The sequence below is a fragment of the Marinoscillum sp. genome, from assembly GCF_965229915.1.
GTDB lineage: Bacteria > Bacteroidota > Bacteroidia > Cytophagales > Cyclobacteriaceae > Marinoscillum.
This window is the reverse complement of record NZ_CBDDJZ010000001.1, coordinates 3,375,054-3,382,500: the sequence shown is the minus strand read 5'-3', so window position 1 is coordinate 3,382,500 and position 7,447 is coordinate 3,375,054. Positions and strand designations below refer to the sequence as shown.

Sequence of the window (7,447 nt, the reverse complement as noted above, 5' to 3'; positions counted from 1 at the left end):
GGAAATATTTTAAAATATTTTTAGCCCCTCTCACCCTATCTAACCTCTTCCTCTCAACTCTTTCCCCCACTCCCGCCGAATGGGACGGCAAAGATAGTAAAGGCTAGAATTCTAATCCTAGCGGAAACGTAAATAAAATAGGATTTTTTTATGCCTTTTTTGGAGCGGTTTGATTCTCAGCTATTTGAGTCGGAGTTGGCAAGGTTACTCGATAAAGAAACAGTCCTGAGTGTTTTTATCAAGCGGGTCGAAATGAGCATAATCAACATCACACCTCCCAAGGAAAATATAAAGGTAGTATTAGCAACATATTCTTTAAAAGTAGCCAGACTAAGAATCATTATAGTTGAAAACGGCAGAGACATGGCTAAAATATTCAGCGCAAAAGTTGGGTCGAAGGTTCTTCCTTCTTCTAGGTTTGACTCCATGACAGTGACTGATTCTATATGCAAGTATGGCCAGAAACTACAGCTACTCTGAGGGAATAAAACAATGAGCATGGACAAAGCAGGATCTACCACACCAAAAGCCAGGATAACTACTCCGCTTAAAACAAAGGCAATGGAAGATCTCCACATCAACATAGTAACTATCTGCCTGGCATGACTCCAGGTAAGCTTTACAGACAATCCAATAAAAATCATAACCAGTGGAGTCATGATCAAACTTAACTTGTCTATACTTATCTGTATAAATGACGGGAAGACGCTGTAATTGAGCCCAAATGCCACTAAAATAAGGGCAACAATGATTGCGAGATTGACTGGCTCTCTGGCCATGATTAACAAGAACTTCTTTAATCGACCAAATTGAGACTCGCCCTGAATACTATGTAGCTGATAATACCACCTCATGGCCACTATGTATAGGATAACTAATACAAAGATCTTGTTACCTACATCAGCAAACGCTGCGTTGGCTAAGGACTCTTCACCCAAAAACTCGAGTATAAATGGGAAGCAAGATAACCCTGGAGCCAATGAAGGCAAGAGGATTCTCATTGTTCGTGATGCTGGGCTATTTGCTGCGAGCGGAATCAGTCGGCTAATCCAACCCGACACTCCAAACATGATTATATTGAAGGATAGGGCCAACACCGGGAACAATATCATCCCCCAACTGAATTCAACCTTTTGCAGCGACACAAAAATCACAGCAGGAAGAGCCAGACTCAGAATAATCTGTTTGATGCCACTTCGTTGATTTGCAGGAATCTTGCGTTTTAGCATCAATCCTACTCCAATCAACATCAGAAAAGAAAAGGTTCTAATTAACCCTTCACTCATATCTACAGTAGATTATCCTGTTATTTGATCGAGACTATCAACGAAGTACTTCATCTCATCTAAAGTACCCATACTCACCCGGCTGAAGGGTTTGTCATTGATTGTAAAGACCCTAATTCCTACACCCATACTGAGCATTTTCTCAGCAAAGTCCTTAGTAGGCATATCGATTGGATAAAGAATAAATGAGGTATGAGATGGAATAGGGTCATATCCAAGGTCTTTGAGCGCTTTGAACGTGAAGTTCCTTGCCTCTCTATTAAGTGTCTTGGTTTTATCTAGAAATTCTTGATCAGTTGTACTAGCAATTGCTGCATGCAGTGAAGTTACGCTAATACCCATTTCAGTTCTTACCAAATCGACGATACTCTCCACACGATCTTCCGATGCAATCATATAACCAATCCGCAAACCGGCCATGCCATGTATTTTAGAATATGTGCGGCAAATGATTACGTCATATCCCTCTTGAACGAGACTCACCGCAGATTCTCCACCGTCCATCAATTCAATGTAAGCTTCATCAATAAAGACTGGAACTTTTTTGGACACCCTTTTGGCGAATGCTTTGATCTCCTCTATTGGGGTGATGGTCCCAGTAGGATTGTTGGGATTGCAGATATAAACAAACCTGGTATCATCATCCACTGCTGCCTCCATTGTTTTCAAATCGTGACTATAATCTGATTTGAGTGGGATGTTCTTCCAAGTGGCCCCTATTGCTCTGGCCGTATTCACTATGGACATATATCCTGGATCGGCAGAGATAACATTACCACCTTTAAGACAAGTGGCAAAAGCAAATTTTTCCAAAATATCAGTAGATCCTGGAGAGATCAATATCTGTTTGGCGCTAACACCTTCCTTATCCGCTAGTGTTTCAGCGAACTTCATGCTGCTATTATAGACATATCTATTTCCCTTTACTGCTGCAGCTTTCAACGCTTCAATGGCCTTTGGTGAAGGCCCATATGGGTTTTCATTAGCTAACAATCGGGCCTTCAGTTCGGCCAAGTCTTTCTCAATAACCTTATGATCCTCGATCAACATGGGTTGATAGAGCGGTGACATCCCAAATGCTGGATTGGCTTTAGAGGTCCATGGGATGACTTGGGCACCGAACATTAGCGCACCAGCGCCAATACTTGTTTGTTTGAGCCAGTTGCGTCGATTTAGAGCAGATGAGTTCATGTTGAAAATGGGTTTGGTGATTAAAAAACGCTTTAGCGCAAGCTAAATTTACCCATAATCAATTAGAAACTGCTAACCTTCTATCATTTATAAAGCATTCTTAATCAGGGTTCTAGAAGAATGAAGAATCTTCAATCGGACCCATTAAATGACTAGTGATAATAACGATTTGTCAGTGTCTAGGCTTTCTTCTTCTTGTAGACAGGAACGGTACTGCATGGCTCGCCGTACATGATACTACTAACAATAGGTGCTAGTTTTTTGGTCAACTCAAAAAATGCATAATCCCTACTTTTCAGGTTACCACATCCTTTGATGACCACTTTAGCATCATCGAGTTTTTGCTTCATGATCTGTTGGATAGCTTCGTCTATCAGTTCTTTCTCCAACTCCTCTTCACGTCCGAAGACCATTTTGTTGGCTATACCTTGAAGCTTCGTGGCTATGAGCATGTAAGCCCAGGTGGGCACAATAGCGTCAGCAGAGCAATGAACTCCTACATTCTTACCATGATACTGGGTCCAGTCATATTCTTTGATAAATTGCCTGAAATCTTTCTCACGAAGAATCAGGCCCTGATAGAGGCAATCTTTCACATCAAAAAATGTCATTGGGGACTGATCGATGTACTCATCAAAGTCCAATGATACCAAAGGACTATTAGCGACTCTATTGACAATTTCTTCCATTATACTTTGAACTTCTGGGATGGCACATTAGTTCGGTATTCCTTGAGATAATCTGGTTCAAAATAGGCCAGATCTTCGAAATACTGCTGGGTAAACTTCTGATGGGCTAATTGACCCATATGTGCTGCGGAGGGATGAATATCTGGAATGAAATTTACCTTGGGAAACAATTCTTTGAACTTATCCGACCCATTTCCAAAGAAATATGAAGTTTGATGTTCAATGTCATCAAAAGTGGACTCGTCAACTATGAGTGGTTTAGCATCCCAGATAACCTGCCCATTTACTCTTTTTGCAAAACAAAAAACTTCCATTCTACGCGCATCAATCATTGGGATAAGTACAGCCGAATCTGGCAAATTAGGAGCTACTTGCTCATACATGGAGTCTAGACTAGATATTGCGATTAGCGGAATTTCCAAAGTGTAAGCCAGCCCTTTAGCAGTAGCGGTACCAATCCGTAATCCTGTGTATGAACCCGGTCCCGCTGACAGAGCTATGGCATCCAAAGAAGAAAGCTCCAATTCTACATTCTCCATCAATTGCTGGATGATCACCGGTAGCAAGGAAGAATGCGATTTTTGCAAATGGTAGGATTGCGCACCAATCAAGTCACCATCTTTATGGATAGCCACAGAGCAAACCTTAGTAGATGTGTCTAAGCTGAGAATTGTAGCCAAACTACTTTCCTTTTAGAATTTCATTGTACCTGGTTGGGTTGTTAAGTACGTCAACTGCTGCTAATACTTCCAGGTCTTCACTAAACATTGACTCAATCATACCTCCCTGATAATAGTATCTCCCGGCAATTTCGCGCTCCAGCAGCATTTTAATCTCACTTTTGAAAGTCATTAAATCCTGATCTTTGTTATGGAGAGTCTCCTCTCGAAGCGCTTCAATTTGCGCCGCAATATCCTGATAGTACTTCTCCTTCTTGGCAGACTTAATCAGTCCTTCAATATCGTGCTCAACTTGAGTGGTATACTGTACATCTTTATCTTTCAACCAATCTTTAAAGGCAGAGTATTCTGAGTCAGACAGTGTAAAAGTTTTGGCATTTTCAATTTCCGGGTGATCGTAAAAGTATTTGGTAGCATAATCAAATATTAGATCATCAGACATCAGAGCATAAGAAATAGGAGCGTAATCATGTGCGTCAATTTCAATATCTGGGAGCACTCCTCCGCCATCAAACACTACTCTACCAGATTGGGTCTTAAACTCCGTTTTCAAAGAGTCAGGGACTTTACCCACACTCCCGTCTGGGTTTCTATGACTGTAGTCAATCGCCTGAATGCATCTGCCGGAAGGTATGTAGTACTTAGCTGTGGTCACTTTTAGTTGTGAGTTGTAAGCTAACGGTCTGGTCTGCTGCACCAATCCTTTGCCAAATGTGCGCTGACCTACTAATACTCCTCTGTCATAGTCTTGCATAACCCCAGAGACAATCTCAGAAGCAGATGCACTCCCGTTGCTAACCAACACCGCCAATGGAATTTGATCATCCGCCGGGTCATCCAGTGTTTTATACGTTTTGGTCCAATTGTTCAATTTGCCACGAGTGGTAACCACTTCACGTCCCTTACCAACAAACACATTAGACACATTGACAGCTTCTTCGAGTAGTCCACCTGGATTTCCTCTCAGGTCTAAAATCACCTTAGTTGCCCCATCTTCTTTCAGCTCATTTACCGCATTGCGCACTTCAGCACCTGCTTCTGTAGTGAAATCTGTTAGTTTCAGATAGCCAACATCCTCAGTCACCATCCCATAATAAGGAACATTGTTAATGGTGATTCGCTCACGTGCCAGTGAGACATCAAATAGCTCTGATTTGTTCATGCGACGAATGGTCAGAACGATCTCAGAGTCAGACTGACCCTTCAGCAGCTTGCTTATTTCATCAGAAGACTTTCCTTCCAACTCGATCCCATTGATTTTTAAAATCTGATCTCCTGCCTTTAAGCCTGCTTTATCGGCAGGATAGCCTTCATACGGCATAACCACTGTGCTAATACCGTTCTTTTTATTGACCACAGCCCCAATACCTCCGTATTCGCCTGTGGTCATGGTGCGGTAGTCCTCTATATCATCTTCCGGAATGTAAGTAGTGTATGGATCCAACGTCTCTAACATGGATTCAATACCCGTGCGCATCAATTGCGATGGATTGATCTCATCTACATAGTAGGAGTTGACCTCTTTGTAAAGTGTAGCGAAAATATCCAGGTTCTTAACAATCTCAAACGTTCTGTCTGGTGGAGTCGTATTGAAGGCTACGAGTCCTGATCCAATGATCGCTACACCTATCCAAATCTTCCATTTTCTGCTCATGTGTTGAATTATTTAGTAATCGGATTTTTTCCTGGTCCTAGAGACTGATCACTTAAACGCTTCAGAAGCTTTTTTAGTTTGACCTCAATTTGATCATAAGGTACTATTGATTTGTCCACATAGACAAATGCGATGTGATAAAAGGAACCTTCTGGAGTAATTAAAAGATGTCTATTCAAACGATATGCCTCGCGCATTCTGCGCTTGATCAAGTTACGATCTACAGCCCGCTTGAAATTTCTCTTTGAAACTGAAAAAAGTAGCTGATGGCTAGTTTGATCTTTTGCTGAGTGGTACTTGACCAGAAGTGGGCGCAAATAAAAAGAGGAACCGTTCTTAAACAGCTCCTCAATATTCTTTTTACTGACAAGTTTCTCCCTTTTTGGGAAACGATATGACTGGCCTGGATCAGACATTTAGGCCTAAGTTACTTATTTCTTGTGCGTTTGATCAGAAACTGTCAACTTCTTTCTTCCTTTTGCTCTTCGTCTTGCCAACACCGCACGACCGTTCACAGACTCCATTCTTGAACGGAAACCGTGTTTGTTCTTTCTTTTTCTTACTGAAGGTTGAAATGTTCTCTTCATGGCTCTGCCCTTTTAATTCATTTATATGTCTTCAGATTCTGAAAACAGAATCTTCGATTTTTTCAAAACGGAGTGCAAAGATAGTTAAAGAATGTATTTAACCAAACAAAATTGGTTTCTGAGAAAAGATAATCCTCCTAATTGAAAATTTCCCTTCCAAAATCAGATGCCGAATACATTTAAGAAGTTTTGAACACTTCCTTTTTGATCTCCTGTAGCTTTGAAAATGTAAGTCTAGGACCATATTTTGATACAACTACAGAAGACGCTTTACTCGCTAACTTACCAGCAGATGCAAACGTGTGATTATTCGTGATGGCATACAGAAATGCACCTGAAAACATATCTCCTGCCCCATTGCTATCTACAGCGGACACCTCATATGGCTCTATATTGATGAAGGTATCTCCATCATATATTAGTGAGCCGTTCTTACCTTGAGTGATTACGAACTTCTTGGCAATCTTTTTCAACTCTTTACGAGCATCGGCCAAATTATCCGTTTTGGTAAACAGGAGCGCTTCTTCTTCATTACAGAACAGCAAGTCCACAGAAGCTCCAACTACCTCTTCCATTTCATCACGGAAGTACTTTACCATACTGGGGTCAGAAAATGTCAAACTTACCTTAATGTTATTTTCCTCTGCATATTTTTTAGCCTCTTTCATGGCCTTTCGACCGGTATCAGAGGCTACCAGATATCCTTCTATGAATAAGTAGCGTGAATTTGATAAAGCTTCAAAATCGAGCTCCTTTACTCCGAATTCGGAGCTAATCCCCAGAAAAGTATTCATTGTCCTTTCAGAATCAGGAGTTACCATGATCAGGACTTTTCCTGTGATCCCCGGCTCCAATTCCTTTTTATTAAGATTGGTATCAATCCCTATATCTGCTAGCTCTTTAAGAAAGAAATGTCCATCACCATCATTCGCCACTTTGCAGGAGTAGAAGCACTTGCCCCCAAGCATACTTGCCGCAACTATTGTATTGGCTGCTGATCCACCACCTTCTTTTTTTGTGACACCACTGTCTATATCTGCCAGAACACTCATTTGCCGGTCTTCGTCCACCAGGGTCATCACAGACTTCTCAATTTCATGTTCTTCCAGGAATTTATTGGAAGTTTCCGTGACATAGTCTACCACTGCATTCCCTATAGCGTAAACATCGTATTTCATGGTACTCGTAAGTTGATATTGAACCTTTTTGAAGCACGCAAATATCTCAATATTTATGAATTATTGCTCTTTGATTACCAATAATCCAGTATTCGTAGACCAAACTCCTGAATTGGTGTAATATATTTTGCATTATTCTACCTGAGACCATAATTTGTGGATTGTTGTATCTCGCTGATATA

General features: G+C 41.1%; 8 protein-coding genes. All 8 read right to left on the bottom strand.

Annotated features, from left to right (window positions below):
- Nucleotides 1–176: 176 nt before the first annotated feature.
- The 8 genes from ACO067_RS14440 to ACO067_RS14405 all read right to left on the bottom strand — a co-directional run bounded on the left by ACO067_RS14440 (nucleotide 177) and on the right by ACO067_RS14405 (nucleotide 7,265).
- Nucleotides 177–1,286: an AEC family transporter gene (locus ACO067_RS14440; RefSeq protein WP_421875161.1), complete on the bottom strand. Its 1,110-nt coding sequence runs from the start codon at nucleotides 1,284–1,286 to the stop codon at nucleotides 177–179.
- A gap of 12 nt (nucleotides 1,287–1,298) precedes the next feature.
- Nucleotides 1,299–2,477 (bottom strand): pyridoxal phosphate-dependent aminotransferase, encoded by a 1,179-nt coding sequence (locus ACO067_RS14435; RefSeq protein ID WP_421875159.1) that lies wholly within the window; start codon nucleotides 2,475–2,477, stop codon nucleotides 1,299–1,301.
- Nucleotides 2,478–2,656: 179 nt separating this feature from the next.
- A complete protein-coding gene (locus tag ACO067_RS14430) occupies nucleotides 2,657–3,166 on the bottom strand; it encodes a DUF2480 family protein (RefSeq protein ID WP_421875157.1) in 510 nt (169 codons plus the stop codon).
- Nucleotides 3,166–3,846, bottom strand: a complete 681-nt coding sequence (gene tsaB, locus ACO067_RS14425; RefSeq protein ID WP_421875155.1) for a tRNA (adenosine(37)-N6)-threonylcarbamoyltransferase complex dimerization subunit type 1 TsaB — start codon at nucleotides 3,844–3,846, stop codon at nucleotides 3,166–3,168. The genes ACO067_RS14430 and tsaB overlap by 1 nt, the downstream gene beginning before the upstream one ends.
- Before the next feature lies 1 nt (nucleotide 3,847).
- Complete coding sequence (locus tag ACO067_RS14420; protein WP_421875153.1) at nucleotides 3,848–5,500, bottom strand: S41 family peptidase; 1,653 nt, start codon at nucleotides 5,498–5,500, stop codon at nucleotides 3,848–3,850.
- An 8-nt stretch (nucleotides 5,501–5,508) separates the two neighbouring features.
- Nucleotides 5,509–5,916 (bottom strand): ribonuclease P protein component, encoded by a 408-nt coding sequence (gene rnpA, locus ACO067_RS14415; RefSeq protein ID WP_421875151.1) that lies wholly within the window; start codon nucleotides 5,914–5,916, stop codon nucleotides 5,509–5,511.
- A gap of 15 nt (nucleotides 5,917–5,931) precedes the next feature.
- On the bottom strand, nucleotides 5,932–6,087 hold the full coding sequence (gene rpmH, locus ACO067_RS14410; protein WP_421875149.1) for a 50S ribosomal protein L34: 156 nt from the start codon (nucleotides 6,085–6,087) through the stop codon (nucleotides 5,932–5,934).
- A 179-nt stretch (nucleotides 6,088–6,266) separates the two neighbouring features.
- Nucleotides 6,267–7,265, bottom strand: coding sequence for an adenosine kinase (locus tag ACO067_RS14405; protein WP_421875147.1), 999 nt, complete (start codon nucleotides 7,263–7,265; stop codon nucleotides 6,267–6,269).
- Between the last annotated feature and the right edge of the window lie 182 nt (nucleotides 7,266–7,447).

Coding starts and splice junctions, on each gene's coding strand:
- rnpA (WP_421875151.1), bottom strand. CDS start 5,916: ATGTCTGATCCAGGCCAGTCATATCGTTTCCCAAAAAGGGAGAAACTT.
- ACO067_RS14430 (WP_421875157.1), bottom strand. CDS start 3,166: ATGGAAGAAATTGTCAATAGAGTCGCTAATAGTCCTTTGGTATCATTG.
- ACO067_RS14435 (WP_421875159.1), bottom strand. CDS start 2,477: ATGAACTCATCTGCTCTAAATCGACGCAACTGGCTCAAACAAACAAGT.
- rpmH (WP_421875149.1), bottom strand. CDS start 6,087: ATGAAGAGAACATTTCAACCTTCAGTAAGAAAAAGAAAGAACAAACAC.
- ACO067_RS14420 (WP_421875153.1), bottom strand. CDS start 5,500: ATGAGCAGAAAATGGAAGATTTGGATAGGTGTAGCGATCATTGGATCA.
- ACO067_RS14405 (WP_421875147.1), bottom strand. CDS start 7,265: ATGAAATACGATGTTTACGCTATAGGGAATGCAGTGGTAGACTATGTC.
- ACO067_RS14440 (WP_421875161.1), bottom strand. CDS start 1,286: ATGAGTGAAGGGTTAATTAGAACCTTTTCTTTTCTGATGTTGATTGGA.